This window comes from Agrococcus sp. DT81.2, assembly GCF_049844935.1.
Lineage (GTDB): Bacteria > Actinomycetota > Actinomycetes > Actinomycetales > Microbacteriaceae > Agrococcus.
Window position 1 is genome coordinate 21,831 of the sequence record NZ_JBNCLZ010000006.1, and the last position, 18,307, is coordinate 40,137.

Below are 18,307 nucleotides of genomic sequence, written 5' to 3' on the forward strand. Positions count from 1 at the left end.
GAGTGAGTGCTGCGGCCGTCATCTCCCGCAAGGCCGAGCATCGACTCGAGGTGCTGCAGGTCGCCGGCCTGGCCCGGTCGACGTTCTTCTACCACCAGAGCAGGGTCGCTCAACCCGATCTGCAGGCGGGCCTGGAAGCCGCGATTCGTGCCGCCTTCGAGGCGGCGAAGGGCCGCTACGGGCATCGGCGCGTCCACGCGGTGCTGCGCCGCGATGGCTAGGCGGTGGCGAAGAATACGGTGCTGAAGCTGATGCAGCGGCTGGGCCTCAAGAGCAAGGTGCGCGCGCGCCGCCTCGTCTCGTTCAAGGGCGAGGTCGGCAAGGTCGCCCCAATTCGATGCGGAGCAGCCGAGTCAGAAGTGGGTCACGGATGTCACGGAGTTCCGCGTCGGCGAGACGGAGGCGTTCCTCTCGCCCGTGGCGAACCTGCACGAGCGGAAGATCGTCGCCTACTCGCGCGGCGTCGCGCCGACGCTGGAGCTGACGAACCGCCCTCGAGGCAGCGATCGCGACGCTGGAGCCCGGACAGCGGCCGCTCGTGCACTCGGATCAGAGCTTCCAGTACCAGGACGCCTCGTGGCGGCAGATCCTCAAGGGCAGGGCGGTCCAGTCCATGTCCCGCACGGGCAACTGCTCCGACAACGAGGTCGGGGAGGGCTTCCCGGTCTGCTGGTTCGTGACGGTGTCGGTGTGGTCGTCGGCGAGGATCAGCATGGGCGGGTGGGCGTGCTGGTCGTCAATGCCGACGCGGGGCATGCGGCCGAGCTCGCGGCGACGCGAAACGCATCCACCCGCTGCTGGCGAGGGTCGGGGCGCCGAGGCTCCGTGCCGGGGTGGACGACGAGGAAAGCCAGTCCGCATCGCAGCGAGTCACTCGTGGATGCGAGGGCTGCCGATGGTCGACGAGCTCGACCAACTCTGGCCGTTGCGGAAGGTCTAGTACCCGCTCTCCAGATTCGTCTCGCGGGTCTGCAGCCATAGCACCGGGTCGAACGACACGTAGTCGCTGTTCTTCATCTCGAGGTGCAGGTGAGGACCGGTCGATCGGCCTGAACTGCCCACTTCGCCGATCACGGTCGTGATGTCGACCACCTGGCCGACCTCCACGCGGATCGAGCCGGGGACCATGTGGGCGTACCAGGACTGGACGAACTGCCCGTTGATGTTGTGGTCGATGAACACCGCGTACCCCCCGCCTCCGGGGTTGTTCCCCTGCCACACCTCTGAGACGACGCCATTGGCGATCGGGCGGATCTCCTGTCCGGCAGGGAGCGGGATGTCGGTGCCACCGTGGAAGCCGCCGGACCGGTACCCGAAGGGGCTCGAGATCGGCAGCTGCGCGAGACTCGGGAAGGGCGTCTGGACGTAGTCGGTCTCGAGCATGCTCCACACGCGCGGGAACGCGGGCTCGCCGCCGTAGGAGGAGCCGGCGGGCTCCGAGTCGGCCACGGACTGCAGCGCGGCGAGCTCGTCGGGCGCGGCGCGCGCAACCTCGACGGGGTCGCGCACCACGATGTCGTCGCGGGCGAGCAGAGCCGTGGGCTCCGCGGAGACAGGGGCGAGGGACTGCGTCTCGGGGTCCAGCTGAGCTATGACCGGGTCGAGGTCGTCGCGCACCGGCACGGCCTGAGCGGGCAGCGACGTCACGACGACGAGGGAGCCGATGAACAGCAGCGACGCGCCCGCGGTGATCTTGCGGGCGAGACGACGCGCCCCGCGCGGAGCCCTCGCTGGCGACGACGCGACCGGCGCGCGCATCGCCGCAGGCTGGATGCGGCGGATTGCGGGACGCGGCGCCGGCACGTGCTGACCTCCGTTGCCGAGCGCCGGTGCGTCGACCTCGATGCGAGGTGCGACGAACGTGTCCTCGGCGACATTGACCTCGAGGCTCTCCGCTGTGCGGCTGGCGGCGTCGCGCATCGCTCGGCGCGTGAGGTAGATCGGCGGCGACCCTTCGACGACCTTCGCATGGCCGCTTCGGCCTTCCGCAGCCGTACGAGCGATGGCGGCTTCCAGGCGCTCGTGCTCACGTGCGATCCGGCGAGAGGCGAGCTGTTCCCTTGAGGGGCGGGAAGCGCCCTCGTCCGTCGAGTCGAGCGCTCGCGCCGGGTGCTGGGTCACGCTGGATGCCATCCTCTGAATCTAGGTCGTCGAGCGAACGGCACCTGTCCAGCGAACGGCGGGGACGCCGGACGGAGGAGCACTCCGAGCGGAGATCGGAGCAGGGCGCACCCATCGCGCGGTTCGACTTTCCATGGTAACGAATCCGTAACGGTCTGGCAAGGCCGCGACGCGGCTCATGCGAAGCGCCCGCGAGGGGTTCGTGCCGCTGCAGACCGCCGGCGTGGAGCCGGAAACCGGCCACCCGCTACGCCGTCGCGCCCATCGGGCCACCTCGCGCGCCGGCGCGGCCTCCGCGGCCGCTACGACAGGGTCGGCATCGCGTACCTCGCCGCGGCCGTGCCCCACGCCATCACCAGCTGTATCGGAGCGTCATCGGCGCTGGGCGAGTTGTTGACCAGACCGGAGTATGCGTGAAGACCCTTGAAGAAGAGGTTGACGACGGTGAAGTTGAAGATGACCGCGGCGAAGCCGACGAGCTGCAGCCACGCGGAGCGGGAGCCGCGCCAGCCGCGCGTCGCGCGGGCGTGGATGTAGCCGGCGTAGATCACCCAGATGATGAAGGTCCAGACCTCCTTCGTGTCCCAGCCCCAGTATCGGCCCCACGCGTGCTCGGCCCAGATGGCGCCGGCGATGAGGGTGAAGGTCCAGAAGATGAAGCCGATCACGCCGACGCGGTAGGCGAGGTCCTCGAGCTGCTCCGTGCTCGGCAGCGACCGCAGGAAGCCGTTCGTGCGCCGTTCCTTGACCAGTTGCAGGATGCTGAGGCTCGACCCGAGCGCGAAGAAGCCGGTGGCGAGCGTGGCGACGAAGACATGGATGACGAGCCAGTAGGTCTGGAGCGCCGGCGGCAGGGGCGTGGGTGGGATGTAGAAGTTCACCGTGGCGGTGCCGAGGAAGAGGACCGCGAGGCCCGTGATGAACACCCCGAGGAACGTGAGGTCCCTCCACAGCCGCGAGAGCACGAAGACGCCGACGATGACGGCGACGCCGGTGAGCGCGAACTCGTACATGTTCGCCCAGGGCACCCGGCCCGCGGCGACGCCACGGAGCACCGTCCCCAGCAGCTGGACCGCCCAGCCGAGGACGGTGAGCACGAAACCGATCCGAGCGCCGCGACCGGCTCCGGCCGCGCCGCTCGGTGCCGCCTCGCTCGCGCCCGTCGGGGCGCCCGCGCCGACGCTGACGAGCTCTCTCGCAGGTGCGGTCTTGACCGTCGAGCGCTTCGCGATATCGATCGCGAAGGCGATGAAGGCGAGCGTGTAGACCGCCATGGCTGAATACACGGCGAGCAGAGCAGCCGCATCCCATTGATCCGTGGTCATCGTGGAGTCCTTTCTCGGGGCGGGCGGCGCGTGGGCGCCCCCTGCGCGTCAAGGCGCTTCGCGAGGTCGTCGACCGCGCGCTCGAGCGTCGGGTCCTCTCCGCGGGCGAGACCGGCGAGCTCGAGCCCCTCTGCGGTCGCCTTGACCCAGAGGCGCCGGCGCGGGATGAGGAGGGACGCGAGCAGCGATGCGACCAGCACGAGCGTGGTCCAGAAGACCGCCGTCTGCGTGTAGTCCACGTGCACCTCGATGACGCCGTAGCGCACGACGTCGTCGAAGCTGAGGGTGCCCAGCCCGCCGGGGAGCTCGACCGACTCGCCGAGCGCGAGGGTGAGCGCGTCCGTCGCTGCGTCGCCGCCGGCGACCTGCGTCAGGCCGTCGGTGTCGAGCGCATAGACCGAGCGCGGGATCCCTGCGTCGAGTCCGAGGTCGCCTGTGAACGCCTGCAGTGAGAGCACGGGATTGACCAGGTCGGTGTAGCCGGATGCGAGTGCCCCGGTCTCGAGCTGCACGGCAGTGGGATAGAAGAAGCCGCGCAGCCCCAGCTGCTCATCGAGCCCGTCGGGCAGCTTCATCACGCCGAGGCTCGTCATCATGTCGTCCTGCGCGAGGAACGGCGTGTACTCGTCGTAGACGACGGTGCCGTCGGGGTCGCGCACCGAGATGCGCGGGGCGTACCCGTTGGAGATGAGGTAGAGGTCAGCTCCCGTGACGTCGAGGGGCTCGTTGACCTTGATCTGCGCTGCCCGCTCCCCGGTCGGCTCGTCGACGGTGACATGCGCGGTGAAGTCCAGCGGGGCGCCCATCGCGTTGCGATTCTCGGTCTCGTACACCACGTCCAGCTCGTCGAGGCGTACGGAGAACGGCTCGAGCGCGCCATCGTCCGACCATTGGCCGGGAGTGAACGTGTCGTAGCTCGAGAGCGTGTTGGCGAAGCTGCGACCCTCGACGAGCAGCCGCTGCCCCGAGTAGCCGAAGCCTGATCCGATCCCCACGATCAGGATCATCGCCAGCATCGAGATGTGGAAGAGCAGGTTGCCCGTCTCGCGCAGGTACCCGCGCTCGGCTGACACGGACTCGCCGTAGCGCGTGGTGCGATAGCCGAGCCGGCGCAGCACGCGGTCGGCGCGGTCGAGGTCGGATGCGTCGCCCGCGATGGTCTGGAAACCGACCAGCCGCGAGAGTCGCGCGGGGGTGCGCGGCGGCAGCGCCCGCATCGCCTTCCAGTGATGCGCGAGCCGCGGGATGACGCATCCCACGAGCGACGTGAACAGCAGGAGGTAGATGGCCGAGAACCACGGGCTCGAGTAGACGTCATGGAGCGAGAGCGCGTCGTAGAGCCAGACCAGGTCGGGGCGGTTCTCCCGGACCTGGATGACGCCGTTCGGGTCTGACGAGCGCTGCGGCACGAGGCTGCCGGGGATCGCGGCGACGGCGAGCAGCAGCAGCAGCACGATGGCGGTGCGCATCGAGGTGAGCTGGCGCCACATGAAGCGCGCCCAGCCGCGGACGCCGAGCGTCGGGCCGCCGGGCGTGCGCTCGGCCGGCTCGTGCCCGTCGACGTGGTCGCGCGGGCGCAGCGGGTCTGATTCAGAGAATCGTGACATACGAGGCGATCCACCCCTGCATCTCGTTCATGATGGCGTCCCAGACGCCGGACACCATCAGCACGCCGATGGCCATCATCGTGACCCCGCCGCCGATGTTGATCGCACGCACGTGACGACGCATCCACGCCATCGCGGACCCCATCCAGCCGAGCCCCGCCGCGAGGAGCAGGAACGGGATCCCCAGCCCCAGGGCGTAGGCGAACCCGAGGATCGCCCCCTGCCCGGCGCTGCCGGTCGTCACCGTGAGGGCGCTGATGGCCGCGAGCGTCGGGCCCGAGCACGGGGTCCAGCCGAGAGCGAAGATCACCCCGACCAGCGGTGCGGTCCACATGCCGCCCGACCGCAGCTGCTGCGGCTTCCAGACGCGCTGCAGCATCCCGAACTGCCCGACGAACACCAGCCCGAGCAGGATCATCAGCACGCCCAGGATCCGCACGAGCAGCGAGGACCAGGCGAGCAGGAACGAGCTGACGACTCCCACGAGCGCGGTACCGAGGACGAAGACCGCCGTGAAGCCGGCGACGAACAGCGCGACTCCGGTGACGAGCCGAGCGCGTCCGCCCTGCTCTCCGATCAGCGATCCCATCAGCCCGAGATAGCCGGGGATGAGTGGCAGGATGCAGGGGCTGGCGAACGAGACGAGCCCCGCGAGCAGCGCGATCGGCACCGAGACGAGCAGCTGGCCGCTCAGCACCGCAGCGCCGGGGTCGAAGCCGAGGGCCTGGACGAGCTCGACGCTCACCGCTCGAGCTCCTCTCGCAAGAGGGTCGAGAGGATGCTCGCATCGCTCACCGCGCCCGAGACGCGGGCCGCCACGCGGCCCTCGGTGTCCAGGATGATCGTGGACGGAACAGCGTTGGGAGCGATGAGGCCCGCGAACGCCAGCTGGCCTTCGGAGGTCTGGTCGTCGAGGATCGAGGGGTACTCGATGTCGAACTCCTGCTCGAACGACGCGGCCTGCGCGGCCCCGTCGCGCACGTTGACGCCGATGAAGTCCACCCGATCGCCATACTCGGCGTACAGCTCCGCGAGCACCGGCGCCTCGACCCGACAGGGCGGGCAGGCGGCGTACCAGAAGTTGACCAGCGTCACGCCGTCGAGGTCGGCCGAGTCGAACTGCCCGCCCATGACGAGCGGTCCGCTGAAGTCCCCGGGAGTGATGCGGTCCTCGAGCGCGATCTCCGTGACGATGCCGTCGCCGGCGATGTAGCCGGCATCGCCGACCCGACCGGCCACGCCGTCCGCGCTGACGCACCCGGCGAGCACCAGCGCGCCCGCCGCGACCGCTGCCGCCAACCCGGAACGAACCGTCGCGTTCAGTCGGACCGTGCCACTCATCTCGCCCTCCAAGGATCTGTACTCGACACGCTGACCTGCGCCGTAGGATCCGTTGGGTGGCGACCGCAGACGCGCTGGCGGATCCCGGGGGCGGGATTCGGTCCGACGTCGAGACCTGCGGGGTGCGCCACCTGCTTTGCCTTAGCCGAGCGTCCGGCGGGCACCGATACCAGCCTACCGGGCCTGGTCAGGCTGCGCTCATCGGCGCAGGATGGACTGCGTGCTCGATGCCGGGCGCAGGTCGAGCCGACGCAGGAGCTGCGCGTTCAGCGCGACCACGATCGTGGACAGCGACATCAGGATGGCGCCGACGGACATCGGCAGCACGAACCCGATGGGTGCAAGAACGCCGGCGGCGAGAGGGACCGACATCAGGTTGTAGCCGGCCGCCCACCAGAGGTTCTGCTTCATCTTCCGGTAGGCGGCGCGGGACAGCTCCATGACCGACAGCACCGACCGCGGGTCGTCGCTCGCGAGGACCACGCCGGCGGATGCGATGGCGACATCGGTGCCCGCGCCGATCGCCAGCCCGACATCCGCTTGAGCAAGCGCGGGAGCGTCGTTGACGCCGTCCCCGACCATCGCGACCTTCCGACCCTCCCGCTGCAGCGACTGCACCTTCGCGGCCTTGTCCTCCGGACGGACGCCCGCGAAGAACCGATCGATGCCCAGCTCCTCGGAGACTGAGCGAGCCACGGCTTCGGCGTCACCCGTGATCATCACGACCTGCACGCCGAGGGCGTGCAGTGCATCGATCGCGTCACGGGACTCCGAGCGGATCTCGTCGGCGAGCTTGAGCGCGCCGATGACGGCGCCGTCCTGGATGACGTGGAGGATGATCGCGCCGTCAGCCCGCCACCGGTTGGCGATGTCGAGCTCATCCGCTCGTTCTTCGGTGAGCAGGTGTGGCCCGCCGACGCGGACGGTCGTCCCATTGACGGTCGCGGTGACCCCGACGGCAGGGGACGACGCGAAGTCGCTGCTGCGCGGGACGACGAGATCCTTGGCGGCAGCGGCGTGCACGATCGCCTTGGCGAGCGGGTGCTCGCTGTCGGACTCCGCAGCGGCTGCCAGCCCGAGCACGAGTTCCGCATCGTGGCCATCCACGACGGCGATGTCGGTCACCGTCGGCTCACCCTTGGTCAGCGTGCCCGTCTTGTCGAACAGCACCGTGTCCACGGTGCGCATGCTCTCCAGTGCCAGGCGGTCCTTCACGAGCACGCCGCCTCGAGCGGCACGCTCGGTCGCGATGGAGACGACGAGCGGGATGGCCAGGCCGAGCGCGTGCGGGCAGGCGATGACGAGCACGGTGATGGTCCGGATCACGGCTGCGTCGGGGAACCCGACGACCGTCCAGACGAGGGCTGTCAACGCGGCTGCGCCGAGAGCGAACCAGAAGAGCCACCCCGCCGCTCGGTCAGCGAGGCGCTGCGCTCGCGACGAGGAGCTCTGCGCGTCGGCGACCAGGCGCTGGATACCGGCGAGCGCGGTGTCGTCGCCGGTTGCGGTCACTTCGATGCGGAGGCCCGAATCGGTGGCGACGGTGCCGGCGGTGACGTGGTCACCCACCGTTCGAGAGACCGTCTGGGACTCGCCGGTGACCATGGACTCGTCCATCGCCGCACGCCCGTCCACGATCCTGCCGTCAGCCGGCACGCTTCCGCCGGGCCGGACCACGGCGATGTCGCCGACGACGAGGTCGGAGGGCGAGACTCTCACGATCTCGCCCTCCTCGATGCGCTCCGCCTCGTCCGGCAGCAGCGCTGCCAGCGAGTCGAGGGCAGAGGACGTCTGCGCGAGGGAGCGCATCTCCATCCAGTGGCCCAGGAGCATGATGACGATCAGGAGCGCAAGCTCCCACCAGAAGTCGAGCTCGTGGTGCAGGAGGCCCAGTGTGGCACCCCAGGAGGAGATGAACGCGACGGTGATCGCGAGCCCGATGAGGAGCATCATGCCGGGCCGACGGTCCCGGATCTCGCTGACTGCGCCGACGAGGAACGGCTTGCCTCCCCACACGTACATCACCGTGCCGAGCACCGGGGAGACCCATGCCAAGCCAGCGACGTCGGGCACTTCGTACCCGACGATCATCCCGAACATGCCGGACAGCGCAACGGTCGGGATCGCGAGCGCCAGCATGATCCAGAACAGGCGCCGGAACTGCCCGACATGGTCGCCATGACCGACGTGACCGCCCGCCGTGTCGTGACCGTGCCCGCCCGGCGCGCCGTGCTCCATGCTCGCGTGTCCATGGCCGTTCGCCTGAGCATCGGCGACCGCAGTTCCGCGCACCGTCGTCTGCTCGCGCTGCTGATGCATGGCGTCACCCGAGTGGACGGCGTGGTCTGACCCTTCACTGTCGGGCTGCGCCCCGACCGATCCATGCGGGCGGTGCCCGTGCTGCTCGTGGCTTGGCGGGTTGGTGGCGCGGTCGTGCGAGTGGTTCATGGCCTGCTCATTTCGGGTCGAGCGATGCGGATCTTGCTTGGAACGGTGCTGAAGCGCCAGCGTCAGGCGGCGTACTTGCGCGGGTCTGCGTCGAACAGCGGGCCGCAGGCCGCGCAGCAGAGGTAATAGCGGTTGCCGTCGAACTCGCGGACGAGGCCTGCGGCCTCGGCCTCGGCCTTGACGACGCTACTGCCGGCCATGACTGGGCACTCGGCGACCTGGTCGTCGGCTACGGCGGTCGGGTTAGCGGCCTCCCCACCGGTGCCGTGGTCGTGGTGCACACCGTGATCGTGGTGACCGTGACCATGAGCGTGGTCGGCCCGGTGGTCGTCGGCGTCATGGTGGTGGTGAATGGTGCTCGCATCGCACATGGTCTGCTCCCTCTCGGACAATGGCCTCATGTCTCGGCCTGCGGCCCCGCGAAGATACCCCCCGGGGGTATAGACACACTAGGGTAAGCGGCGGCCGTGGGCAAGGGCGCCTCGGCCTCCGCGCCACCCGGTCAAGCGGGCAGGGGGTGCCAGGTCTGGCCCAGATCGCTGGTGCGCTGCAGCCCCGACCTCGTGGCGACGACCAGATCGCCGCTGTCCAACGATGTCAGCGCGAACACCTGCTCGGGGGCGGTGCCGACTGCGCTCCACTGGTCGCTCGAGTCGGTCTGCCACAGCGTGCCGTCGACATCGACGCCGACGACGGTGTCGCCCGCGGAGGCGATCAGCACAACGGCTGGCGCGTCTTCGACCGGTCGGAACGTTCCTCCGTCGTCTTGGCTCCGCTGCAGACCGGTGAAGGTCGTCATGAGCAGCCCGTGGTCGGTCGCGAGCAGGTCGTACGCGTCGGCCGCGGCGCCCTGGCGCCACGTCGAACCCATGTCCTCGCTGATGAGGAGCTGCCCGGCGTGGGAGCCGATGACCGATCCGGTGGCCTGGTCGAAGGTCAGCGCATGGAAGTCAGCGATGCCGCCAAGCGAGACGGCTTCCCAGTTCTCGCCCAGGTCGTCGCTGCGGATGAGTCCGACGTTCGGCCCCTCGAGGTGCTGCGGCCCAGTCGTGCCGGGATGGCCGGAAGCCAAGAGCGACTCGCCGGCGACGGTCAGGCCCATCAGATCGATGCTGTGCTCACCGATGGGGCCTTCCACCTCCTCGCTCGAGAGGTCCACGGTGAAGAGTCCGTTGTGCGAGGCGACGAGCAGCGACCCGCCATCGGCGCTGGGGAGCAGCTCGTGGATGTGATTGTCGTCGGTGAGTGCGTCGGCGGTTGCCGCAGGGGAAGCGCACGCCGCCGTGAGCGCGGCGACGGCGGTGCAGGTGGCGGCCGCCGCAATCGCGCGGCGGCGGCGGTGTGAGTAGGAGGAGTGCATGATCCGTTTCGGTTGCTCGAGTGCTGAATTGGTCGTGAGCGGGCTGGGGCGACGCGTGCACCGTCGCCCTAGCCCCACCGGTCACAGCTCGTCGAGCAGCGCCTGCATCTCGGCGATCTCAGATGCCTGATCGCTCGTGATGCGCTCTGCGAGGGCAAGCGCATCCGAATCGATCCCGCTGTCGATCTCGGCCTCCGCCATCTCGACGGCGCCCTCGTGGTGCACGATCATCTGCTCGAGGAACAGGCTCGACGCCTCGGGGCCGGACTCGGCCTCGAGCGCAGCCATGTCGTCTTCCGACATCATGCCCCCGTCGCCGCCACCCACGTCATGGTGCGAGCCGGAAGCATCGTCGGAGAGCTCGATGCCCCATCCCTCGAGCATCGCGGTCATCTCCTCGATCTCCGGCTGCTGTGCCGTCCGAATCCGCTCCGCGAGCGCCGCGACGCGCTCATCGACGTCGGACTTGGCGAGCAGCATGTCCGACATCTCGATCGCCTGCTGATGATGCGCGACCATGTTCATGGCGAACATGACGTCGTCCTGGTTGAAGTCCGTCGCACTCCTCGAGTGCGAGGGAGAGGGAGAGGGCGAGGGCGAGGGCGAGGATGTCGATGCGCTGGGCTGCACCTCGGCCTGCTGGGGCTCGGTCGCGGTGGCGCAGCCGGTGAGCAGCAGCGCGGTCGCGAACACGCTCGCAGCGAGCGCGCGGGTCGTCGTGTTCAATGTGGTCTCTCTCGATCGAAGTGGCATTGGGTCGCCGGAGGTCGACCGCAACTGGTGCGGTCGAGGCGGGCGATCAAGTCCGGCTGATCGAGAGTTCGACGAGCGATGGCCGGGGCTGCGGCCGATCCGGGTGGCTGCTGGGCGCCGACGGGGGAGCGGTCGACGACAGCGTCAAGCGCACCGGCGCGATGCGGATGACCAGCGTCAGCGCGATCAGGGCCAGCATGCAGCTCGCTGCCATCGCTCCCACGCCTTCGCACCCGGCGGCGGCGCAGTCGACCGCACCGGGGGGATGGGCGGCTTCCACGGCGACGGCTTGCACGTCGCTGTGGGGAGCGCCGCCCTGGTGCGCCCCCGCTGGCTCGCCGGCGAGGATGTGCATGGCGAGCATCCCCACGATGACGGCGGTCACCCCGAGGATCAGAGCAAGCATCGTGCGAGTGCTGACGGCGACGGGGCGGGTCATGCGTCGCAACGCGTGCATGTCATCACCTCCTGCTGCCGTCAGTCCATGCTAACCCTCGGTCGAGCAGGCGGCGGGGCGTCGGGCTGCACGTCGCCGCCCGACGCCCGGTCCGTTCAGGTCAGCGTGGCCAGCAGGTCGGCAGACGCCGTTTCACAGCGTCGACATGCGTCGGCGCAGATCCGGCAGTGCTCGTGCATGTCCGCGTGGCGCTCGCACTCCTCTGCGCACGCTCGGCACGCCGCCCGGCACGCCTCCAGCATTGCGCGCGTGATCGGGCCGTCGATCGGCACCGCTTTCTTCGGGCCAAGAACAGGCACAACATCCTGAGCATGGCGCTGTTCCTGGCCGTGCGTTGGGTCCTGCTGTTCGCGGGCACCCTCACCGCCGCCGTTGCCGTGTCGACGCACAGCGTCCTCGGTCTGCTCGCAGGCGCCTTCGCGGTCGCCTTCCTCGTGTTCCGCGTACTTTTCACCGTGCTGGTCGAGCGTTCGGTCATGGGCTTCCGGCACCTCAGGCCGCAATACTGCTCCATCTACGACCGGTACTTCTGGCGGCACGAACGGCTATGGAAGCTACTCGTCGTACCACCCTTCAATGGGACTCCGTTGAAGCCCATGATCTGGAGAATGTTGGGGGTCAAGGTCGGCAAGCGTCTGTACGACGCAGGATGCACCATGCCCGAGAAGACGCTCGTGAGTATCGGTGATGACTGCGCACTGAACCAGGGATCAACCATCCAGGGCCGCTCCATGGAAGACGGCCGTGGGTCATGCCCGGTGCGCTATCGGCAGCTTGCCAAACGACCCGGGCCACCGCGTCCCGCGGCGGCCACCCGGAGCGCCCGGCCGCCCGCCCAGATTCGAGCGTCCCAGGGCGGATCGGCTCCCGCCGAACGGCGGGGGTGGACGACCCGAATCGGGGATGTGCCGCCGCCGGATATCGGTTCAGGATCTACTACGCCGTGTGTTCGTGCTGGCCATCCCGCTGACGTTCCTGCCCTATTGGGCTCTGGCGGTCACCGGGACGGCCAGCGTGATCGGGATGCCCGCCGTCAGCCATCTCCTGCGCCCCGGTCCGCCGAGGCGTCCGGTCTTACGGTCTACGCGCCCGGGAGACAGGGCAGTCATCGACGCCTTTCAGCACGCGCATGGAAAGGGCGCGGTCTCGTTCGACCAGCCCACCGTCGGGGCATCGAGAGGCGGATCTCTTGAGATCGATGACGCTGTGCGGTGCGTTATCGCTCGCGACGCTTGCGCGGCTCCGGCTGCTCGCGAGGCTGGGAGTGCTCCCGCGGCATCACTGCTCGGCGGGCCCCCTGGGCGGCTTCGGTGACGACCGTCTCGAGGGGGCCGCGCCCCACTTTCCGGTGCCAGACGTGCGCGAAGAGCAGCGCTGCCAGAACCTGGACCAGGTAGCCGGTGGTGGCGTCGAAGACGTCGAGCGGGGAGTTCATGAATACGATGTGCGCGCTGTAGAGCGTCAGCGTCATCCCGCCCGCCGCGCCCAGCGTCTGTAGTCCGGTCACGAGGGCAGGGCTATGGCGGGCCCCGAAGGCTGCGAGGAGGAGCAGGGCGCCGAGAAGGGCCACCGCGACGCCGGTGGTGTGCAGCAGGTCCAGAGGGGTGGTGGTGTGGGGGGCGTCGGTGGCGAGCCACCACCACGTGGTTGTAGGCGTGGTGCCGCCCGTCCCCCAGATCAGCATCTCGGTGACCTCGTCGGCCGTGATGCCGGCCTCCCCTGCTGTCGCGTACAGCTGATCCCGTCCGCCCAGCGAACGCAACGCCCACCAGGACCCGGCGGCCGCAGCCGCCGCCGCGGCGGCGCCGAAGACCAGGAGCTTGAGCGCGACCCGCGGCGAGGATAGGCGCAGACGTCCGACCAGCAGGCCTGCGCAGATGTAGGCCATCCAGGGCAGCGCGGGGTAGACCCCGGTCAGTGTCAGTTCTGTGAGCAGGTCGACCGGATGGGAGAGCAGATAATCGAACGACGGGTTGACCCCGGACGACTCGGGCAGACCGGGGCGCAGGAGGTGGCTGGCGACGGGCATCCCGAGTGCGATGGCAGTCCCGGTGACCGCCAGCGCCCAGCTGGGCAGGAACGTCAGCGGGATAGCGAGGACGAACAGCACCGCGTAGTACACCAGGATCACCGACATGACGTCGGAATCGGCGTAGCCGAGCGCGAGACCGATGAGCCCGATGAGCGCAGCCCGCGTCGCCAGCGATACGGCCACGCCCTTGCGGTCGGGTCCCACTACCTTGCGACGGCCGGTCATGAAGGCGATGCCGACACCGGCCAGGACGGCGAATGTCGCGGCCGATCGCCCGGCTGCGAGGTCGTAGGTCCATGTCACGTGCCCCTCCGCGTCGGAGGACCAAAGCGCGTGCACTGCCATCATCCCGAGCAGGGCGATGCCGCGGGTGGCGTCGACGCCCACCAGTCGCTGCTTCACCGCTGCGGAGGTAGTGTTCGGAAGAGTTTCGGGGGTGGCCATGCATGAACACTGGACCGCTATCGGCCCGCTGCGCATCCCCGCTTCGGCTGGTGCACCCCCGCCGATCGGCGGGGGTGCGGCAACTCCGTCATCGGCTTCGACCGACCATGATGAGGGGATGGCTGGGCGATTCCGTGACGCGATCCGCGTGATGGTGATCGACGATGAGGCCCTCGTCCGATCCGGCTTCCAGCTGATCCTGGCCGCGGCTGCCGACATCGAAGTGGTCTCGACCTGCGACGGCGTGCGCGGGATCGAGCAGATCCAGCGCTATCGCCCTGATGTGGTCCTGCTCGACCTGCGGATGCCGCAGGTCGACGGGCTGACCATCTTACGAGAGCTCTCCGGATGGGCGCATGCTCCGGCTGTGGCCATGCTGACGACCTTCGACACCGGTGAGCACATCTCGCAGGCGCTGAGTCTCGGCGCAGCGGGGTTCCTGCTGAAGGACACTGAACCGGACCACCTCGTCCAGGCGGTCCGGGTGATGGCCGCTGGCGGCAAGGTGCTGTCGCCGAAGGTCACCGACACGGTGATCACCGGCTACCTGACCAGGAGCAGCGACGCGCCGGTGCCAGCGGGCATCGACACGATGACCCCGCGGGAGCGCGACGTACTCGCGCTCGTCGGGCAAGGGCTGGGGAACGCGGAGATCGCCCGGCGTCTGCACCTGAGCCCGTCCACCGTGAAAGACCACGTCAGCGCGGTGCTGACGAAGCTGGCCGTCACCAACCGTGTCCAAGCGGCGATCATCGCGCGTGATGCCGGTCTGGCCGGCCGGCCCCGATCGGAACGGAGGCGAGCGCCGTGAGGGTGCCGCCAGCCGCCATCGACGTCGCCCTCGTCGTCCTAGCGCTGCTCGACGCCACCTTCAGCTCGGCTCGCGAGGGTGGCGCGCCGATGGCGCTCTCCGTCGTCGCCGCGCTCGGTCTGGCGGTACGCCGCCGCTGGCCGTACCTCTCGTTCGGGCTGAGCCTGCCCGCTCTCTTCGTCGCGTACGTCTTGATCGCGCCCCTGGCGGCGCTCTACACCATCGCGGCGACGGCCCGGAACCGGTGGCATGTCGTCGTCTCCGCCCTGGTCACAGCGGCCGGGTACTACCTGCCGTGGCCGCTGACAGAGTTCTCCTGGTACGACCACGAGCACGGAACGGTCGACCTGCTCGGTCTCATCTACACCGCTGTGTACGTCGGCGCACCCGTGGCGCTGGGCGTGCTCGCCCAGACCAAGCGAGATCTCTCCAGCAGCCTGGCGGAGATCCGCGCGAGCCAGGATCGGGAGCAACGGCTGATCGCCGAACGCGTGCTGGCGCAGGAGCGGGCCCGGCTCGCACGGGAGATGCATGACGCCGTCTCCCACCAGGTCAGCCTGATCGCGGTCCAGGCAGGTGCCCTCCGCGTCACGGCGCCGAACGAGGAGGTCCGCGCCAGCGCGCAGACGATCCGACAGCTCAGCGTGCGCACGCTCGACGAGCTGCGCCACATGATCGGAGTGCTCCGGCGAAGCGACACGTCTCCCATCGACGTCGCTCCGCAGCCACGGCTCGCGGACATCGCCCGGCTGGTGGAAGACAGTGGCAGCAACGCCACCGTCGACCTTCATGCCGTGAACGGACGCGAATGGTCCGAACCCACGGAGCGCGCTGCCTACCGCACGGTGCAGGAGGGGCTCACCAACATCCGCAAGCACGCCCCCGGGGCGGCCGTCAACATCAGGATCAGACCTCGCGGCACCGGCCTGCACGTCTCAGTGCGCAATGGTTCGCCCGCGACGCCGCCCACGAGTGATCTGCCCACAGGCGGCCACGGCCTGGCCGGCCTGCGCGAACGTGCTGAGCTGTTGGGCGGTGGTGTCGAGGCCGGCCCCACCGACGAGGGCGGATTCCTCCTCGAGGCGACCCTCCCGGATCCGCATAGCCCCGCCCATGGCGTTGCGGCGCCTTGACCCGGATCTGCCCGCCCTTGATCCTGGGGCTGGCGCAGTGCCTCCTCAGTTCGTGCGCGGGACGAGGTCGGCGAGCAGGCGCTCGACGCGCGCGCGGATGTCGTCGCGCACACGGCGGACCGTCTCGATGTCCTTCCCCGCCGGGTCCTCGAGCTCCCAGTCCTCGTAGCGCTTGCCCGGGAAGATGGGGCAGGCGTCGCCGCAGCCCATGGTGATGACTGCGTCGGATTCGCGGACGGCATCGACCGTGAGCACCTTGGGCATGTTGCCGGCGATGTCGATGCCGACCTCTGCCATCGCCTCGATGGCGACGGGGTTGATCTGGTCCTTCGGCGCGCTGCCGGCGGAAAGCACCTCGACGGCGCCGTTCGAGAGCGCCGACATGAAGCCGGCGGCCATCTGGGACCGGCCCGCGTTGTGCACGCAGACGAACAGGACGGTGGGGTTCTCTGTCATGATAACTCTCTCTCGGTCGGTCGCCGACCTCCGGTCGGCATCGATGCACCCGTCGGGGTTAGGCAGTTCGTGCCACGGAGCGTCCGTGGCGCGGGGGGTCGTCGGCGGAGAGGGGCCCGGCGACGAGACGATCGACGCGCTGCGCGATGTCTTGTTGACGTCTCTCGATGCAGCGCGCAAGCCGACAGCGCATGGAATGCATCGCTCGCAGCCGCACGCGCGGCAGCCTGCAGCCTCAGCGCCCTCGCTCGTGCGTCATCCGGAGGGCTACCCAGAGGGCGCAACGCCGACAGATGTGCGCACGAGTGGAGCCCAAGGCGTGGAGGCGTCGCCGAGGCAGGATGCGTCCGCAGCAGGAGCACGGCATCTGCTCCGGCTCAGTCGAGCGAGGCAAGGGACTCCACGATCTGCGCTTGAGTAGGGCCACCTGCGAACCCGGTGGGAGTCAGGTAGATGCGGCACGCGAGACTGGTCGTGCGTCCGTCGGACGGGAACAGGTCGCGGCCGTCCACGAGGATGGTCGGGGAGCCCGCGAAGTGCACCTGGCTTGCCTCGGCGGCAGACGTCAGGAGCCTGAACGCGATCGGCACGTCGTGGCGTCCGGCGACGTCCAACGCTGCGCGAAGTCGGCGGCCGGTCTCTTGCCAGCTGGGGCACTCTTCGATGTGGAGGACCTGGACTTCCATTGACATTGCTCCGGTGCTGCTGTCGGGTGCGCATCGCTCGCCCGAGATCGAGTGCTTCCGCCCTTGGCGGAGGAGGCCAGGACGTAGGGACATGGTCGCGTACATGGCTGCGAGGGGGCCCTCAGACCAACCTATCGGCGTCGGATCCACCGGTCGAGCGACTGCTGGCTCCCGCTTCGGGTCTCGGCGGCTGGTCGGGCTTCAACACCGTCGTGGCCGGCGTGAACATCGGCGCCTCGGCCCCGGTCTTCATCGACGTCACGTGATCCCCGGCGGTCATCGACACCGCCTGATCATCGCGACGGTAGACTCGTCGGGCCTGGCCTCTGTAGCTCAATGGAAGAGCATCTCCGTCCTAAGGAGCTGGTTGGGGGTTCGAATCCCTCCAGGGGCACTCATCGTTGCGAGAAGGTGACCGCATGGCCGACCTCCTCCGCGCACTCGTTCGCCGCGTGCGGCAGGCCCGGGAGCGAGCCAGGCTCGCCCTGCCGCCCCCATCCTGGAGCGATCGCGTTGAAGACTGGAGTCAAGGCGTTGCGCTCGCGCGGATCGGGGATGACCGCGAGTTCTGGATGCCGTATGGCGAGCCGATGCGCTCGCCTGCGTTCGAGTCGCTTGCGATGTGGCGCTACGGCTTGGCGCAGCTCGACGGCGCCGATCTCCTGAGCCCTGCGCATCACTTCGACCTGCTCTGCATCGCTGACGCCGATTCCCTCGAATGGGCGCCGATCGAGATCGCCGCCGGCGTCCGGGCGCTGATCGTCGATCGTCCTGTCGACGACGTTTCCCTCTCGGATGGGCACGCCGCCGTGCATCGAGCTGCGCTCGAGGAGCGCTTGCGCGCCAGGCCCGCGGGGGATCGAGCTGCGGCTTGGCTCCGGGCTCGGTTGGCTTGACGAGCGCACCGGCCGCAGTCCTCGGCACGGCCCGCGCGCTGCTGTCGACCGTCGGGCGCCCACGCTGCAGCTCTCCCGAGGCGAGATCCCCTCACGGGCACCGTTGTCGTCGCGCGGCCTGCGTGCCACAGTGACCGCATGTCGTTCCAGGCGTACCTCGACGCGATCGAGGAGAAGACCGGTCTCACCCCTCGGCAGCTCGTCGAGCTCGCGAAGGCGCGCGGCCTCGATGAGCCCGGCGTGAAGGCCGGCGTCATCCTCGAGTGGTTGAAGACCGATTACGGTCTCGGCCGCGGGCACGGGATGGCGCTCGTGCACGTCATCCAGAAGGGTCCGCAGATCAGCGCGAAGCACGTCGACTCGACGGGCGCCCACCGCGACGAGTCCGACACGCTCTGGCTCGACGGCAAGGCCAGCCGACCGGCGTGAGCCGGCGC

General features: G+C 69.3%; 21 protein-coding genes and 1 tRNA gene. 6 read left to right on the forward strand and 16 right to left on the reverse strand.

Annotated elements, in window-relative coordinates; translation table 11 throughout:
• The first annotated feature begins 2 nt into the window (after positions 1–2).
• Positions 3–221 carry an IS3 family transposase gene (locus ACLQ21_RS11960; protein WP_425663960.1) on the forward strand — a complete coding sequence of 73 codons (219 nt, stop codon included), beginning with the start codon at positions 3–5 and terminating at the stop codon, positions 219–221.
• 328 nt (positions 222–549) lie between these two features.
• Here ACLQ21_RS11960 and ACLQ21_RS11965 read toward each other — a convergent pair whose 3' ends face one another.
• From ACLQ21_RS11965 to ACLQ21_RS12025, 13 genes are all read right to left on the reverse strand, one after another.
• A complete protein-coding gene (locus ACLQ21_RS11965) occupies positions 550–756 on the reverse strand; it encodes a hypothetical protein (protein WP_425663961.1) in 207 nt (68 codons plus the stop codon).
• Positions 757–936: 180 nt separating this feature from the next.
• Positions 937–1,920, reverse strand: coding sequence for a peptidoglycan DD-metalloendopeptidase family protein (locus ACLQ21_RS11970; RefSeq protein ID WP_425663962.1), 984 nt, complete (start codon positions 1,918–1,920; stop codon positions 937–939).
• A gap of 503 nt (positions 1,921–2,423) precedes the next feature.
• Positions 2,424–3,446, reverse strand: a complete 1,023-nt coding sequence (gene ccsB, locus ACLQ21_RS11975; RefSeq protein WP_425663963.1) for a c-type cytochrome biogenesis protein CcsB — start codon at positions 3,444–3,446, stop codon at positions 2,424–2,426.
• Entirely contained in the window at positions 3,443–5,053 is a 1,611-nt protein-coding gene (resB, locus tag ACLQ21_RS11980; RefSeq protein ID WP_425663964.1) for a cytochrome c biogenesis protein ResB, read from the reverse strand. The genes ccsB and resB overlap by 4 nt, the downstream gene beginning before the upstream one ends.
• Complete coding sequence (locus tag ACLQ21_RS11985; RefSeq protein ID WP_425663965.1) at positions 5,037–5,798, reverse strand: cytochrome c biogenesis CcdA family protein; 762 nt, start codon at positions 5,796–5,798, stop codon at positions 5,037–5,039. Before ACLQ21_RS11985 ends, resB begins: the two co-directional genes overlap by 17 nt.
• Positions 5,795–6,394: a TlpA family protein disulfide reductase gene (locus ACLQ21_RS11990; protein ID WP_425663966.1), complete on the reverse strand. Its 600-nt coding sequence runs from the start codon at positions 6,392–6,394 to the stop codon at positions 5,795–5,797. Before ACLQ21_RS11990 ends, ACLQ21_RS11985 begins: the two co-directional genes overlap by 4 nt.
• Positions 6,395–6,592: 198 nt before the next feature.
• The gene (locus tag ACLQ21_RS11995) at positions 6,593–8,842 is read right to left on the reverse strand and encodes a heavy metal translocating P-type ATPase (protein ID WP_425663968.1); all 2,250 of its coding nucleotides are present in this window, start codon (positions 8,840–8,842) and stop codon (positions 6,593–6,595) included.
• Between the two features lie 62 nt (positions 8,843–8,904).
• On the reverse strand, positions 8,905–9,213 hold the full coding sequence (locus ACLQ21_RS12000; protein ID WP_425663970.1) for a hypothetical protein: 309 nt from the start codon (positions 9,211–9,213) through the stop codon (positions 8,905–8,907).
• A gap of 131 nt (positions 9,214–9,344) precedes the next feature.
• Positions 9,345–10,202, reverse strand: coding sequence for a WD40/YVTN/BNR-like repeat-containing protein (locus ACLQ21_RS12005; RefSeq protein WP_425663971.1), 858 nt, complete (start codon positions 10,200–10,202; stop codon positions 9,345–9,347).
• An 81-nt stretch (positions 10,203–10,283) separates the two neighbouring features.
• On the reverse strand, positions 10,284–10,928 hold the full coding sequence (locus ACLQ21_RS12010) for a DUF305 domain-containing protein (RefSeq protein ID WP_425663973.1): 645 nt from the start codon (positions 10,926–10,928) through the stop codon (positions 10,284–10,286).
• A 73-nt stretch (positions 10,929–11,001) separates the two neighbouring features.
• Positions 11,002–11,340 (reverse strand): DUF6153 family protein, encoded by a 339-nt coding sequence (locus ACLQ21_RS12015; protein ID WP_425663975.1) that lies wholly within the window; start codon positions 11,338–11,340, stop codon positions 11,002–11,004.
• A gap of 167 nt (positions 11,341–11,507) precedes the next feature.
• Positions 11,508–11,903: a hypothetical protein gene (locus tag ACLQ21_RS12020; RefSeq protein WP_425663976.1), complete on the reverse strand. Its 396-nt coding sequence runs from the start codon at positions 11,901–11,903 to the stop codon at positions 11,508–11,510.
• Between the two features lie 725 nt (positions 11,904–12,628).
• Positions 12,629–13,888 (reverse strand): heparan-alpha-glucosaminide N-acetyltransferase domain-containing protein, encoded by a 1,260-nt coding sequence (locus ACLQ21_RS12025; RefSeq protein WP_425663978.1) that lies wholly within the window; start codon positions 13,886–13,888, stop codon positions 12,629–12,631.
• A gap of 118 nt (positions 13,889–14,006) precedes the next feature.
• Between ACLQ21_RS12025 and ACLQ21_RS12030 the strand changes: the two genes are divergently transcribed.
• Both ACLQ21_RS12030 and ACLQ21_RS12035 read left to right on the forward strand, forming a co-directional pair.
• Positions 14,007–14,699: a response regulator gene (locus ACLQ21_RS12030; RefSeq protein ID WP_425663980.1), complete on the forward strand. Its 693-nt coding sequence runs from the start codon at positions 14,007–14,009 to the stop codon at positions 14,697–14,699.
• On the forward strand, positions 14,696–15,832 hold the full coding sequence (locus ACLQ21_RS12035; protein WP_425663982.1) for a sensor histidine kinase: 1,137 nt from the start codon (positions 14,696–14,698) through the stop codon (positions 15,830–15,832). The genes ACLQ21_RS12030 and ACLQ21_RS12035 overlap by 4 nt, the downstream gene beginning before the upstream one ends.
• A gap of 45 nt (positions 15,833–15,877) precedes the next feature.
• On the opposite strand, the gene ACLQ21_RS12040 is transcribed toward ACLQ21_RS12035, so the two are convergent.
• From ACLQ21_RS12040 to ACLQ21_RS12050, 3 genes are all read right to left on the reverse strand, one after another.
• A complete protein-coding gene (locus ACLQ21_RS12040) occupies positions 15,878–16,288 on the reverse strand; it encodes an arsenate reductase ArsC (RefSeq protein ID WP_425663984.1) in 411 nt (136 codons plus the stop codon).
• A gap of 377 nt (positions 16,289–16,665) precedes the next feature.
• Positions 16,666–16,974 carry a hypothetical protein gene (locus ACLQ21_RS12045; protein ID WP_425663986.1) on the reverse strand — a complete coding sequence of 103 codons (309 nt, stop codon included), beginning with the start codon at positions 16,972–16,974 and terminating at the stop codon, positions 16,666–16,668.
• 121 nt (positions 16,975–17,095) lie between these two features.
• A complete protein-coding gene (locus ACLQ21_RS12050) occupies positions 17,096–17,260 on the reverse strand; it encodes a hypothetical protein (protein WP_425663987.1) in 165 nt (54 codons plus the stop codon).
• A 36-nt stretch (positions 17,261–17,296) separates the two neighbouring features.
• Between ACLQ21_RS12050 and ACLQ21_RS12055 the strand changes: the two genes are divergently transcribed.
• The 3 genes from ACLQ21_RS12055 (at position 17,297) to ACLQ21_RS12065 (ending at position 18,299) form a co-directional block, all read left to right on the forward strand.
• A tRNA-Arg gene (locus tag ACLQ21_RS12055) sits at positions 17,297–17,368 on the forward strand.
• A gap of 25 nt (positions 17,369–17,393) precedes the next feature.
• A complete protein-coding gene (locus ACLQ21_RS12060; protein ID WP_425663988.1) occupies positions 17,394–17,870 on the forward strand; it encodes a hypothetical protein in 477 nt (158 codons plus the stop codon).
• A 138-nt stretch (positions 17,871–18,008) separates the two neighbouring features.
• Entirely contained in the window at positions 18,009–18,299 is a 291-nt protein-coding gene (locus ACLQ21_RS12065; protein ID WP_425663990.1) for a DUF4287 domain-containing protein, read from the forward strand.
• The last annotated feature ends 8 nt before the right edge of the window (positions 18,300–18,307 follow it).